The organism is Tepidimonas sp. (assembly GCF_046292505.1).
GTDB lineage: Bacteria > Pseudomonadota > Gammaproteobacteria > Burkholderiales > Burkholderiaceae_C > Tepidimonas.
Window position 1 is genome coordinate 1 of the sequence record NZ_JBKBQX010000121.1, and the last position, 1,040, is coordinate 1,040.

At 64.4% G+C, this 1,040-nt stretch carries 1 protein-coding gene; it reads right to left on the bottom strand.

Annotated features, from left to right (window positions below; all coding sequences use genetic code 11):
- Window positions 1-93: 93 nt before the first annotated feature.
- On the bottom strand, window positions 94-654 hold the full coding sequence (locus ACK4TH_RS12145; RefSeq protein WP_409626819.1) for a hypothetical protein: 561 nt from the start codon (window positions 652-654) through the stop codon (window positions 94-96).
- Window positions 655-1,040 lie beyond the last annotated feature (386 nt).

A 1,040-nucleotide genomic window follows, 5' to 3' on the forward strand; every position in this document is an offset into this window, starting at 1 on the left:
GCGCATCCGAGTGGGTGCGCGCATTGTTGGCGTAGGGCTTGAGCCGATCCAGTGGCCACAGCTCGATGCGGCTGGCCATAGCAGGGGTGACGGTCATCGTGAGAGTTCCTCCAGGGCTTCGCGGATCGCCTCCATCAGCAGGTCCTCCACCACGCGCTGATCGGGTTGTGCGACCACGGCCGCCACGATCTGCGGGGCGAGCTTGCGAGGGATTTGCTGGATGCGGTCACGCAGCAACCGCGCGAGGTTGAAGTACTTGACCTTCACCTCGTCGGCGTTGAGCAGCTTGCCCGTGCGTTCTTCGAATTCGAGCTTGGCCAGGCGCGCGGCATAGGCCTCGCGGATGGCGCGGCTGGTCTGGTAGTCAGGTGCGGCAGCCCGGGTTTCCAACGGCGGAGTGGAAACCGGGGTGGAAACCGGTGCCGTGGAAACCGGGGTGGAAACCGGCGGGGTTTCCACCTTGGCCGCAGGCTTCTTGGCACCGATGTTCAGGCTCTGTGACGGCAGCGTGTTGCGCGCCCACTGGGCATCGGCCTTGGCCGGGTCAATGGTGCCGTCGGGCTCGACGCTGATGCGCCCGGCCTTGATGGCCTTGGCCACAGCGGTGTGGCTCACGCCACGGTGTTGGGCATAGGCCCGGACGGACAGTCCCATCGCATTCCTCCGGGCTGCTCGGATCAGTTAACCGTCATGGATGGATCACCTCGGCATGAATACGGGTGGAAACCTGGGTGGAAACTGGCAACCTGTTTGCGGCTCTGACGCTAGGCAAGCGTCGCGCTGCGCGCGGCCCCCGCGCTTCAGATGGCCCGGGAGGACCCGTTAATCGTCGCCAGAGGCACGATTGCGGCCCTGGCAATACTCGGTGATGCCTGCATCGCAAAATCGCTCAAAAGGCTTCCTATCGCGTTTTAGGGCTATCGACTTTCAGTGTTCCGACGCACGCTTCAGCCCTTCGTCAGTTCTTCCCGCAGGGCGCGCTCCATCTGCCGCTGGTACTCCCGCAGTGCCACGCTGCGCACCGTGTCGGCCATGCCAAA

What these genes read in the sequence shown, in the direction of transcription:
- ACK4TH_RS12145 (WP_409626819.1), bottom strand. Translation starts at nt 654, where the DNA reads ATGGGACTGTCCGTCCGGGCCTATGCCCAACACCGTGGCGTGAGCCAC.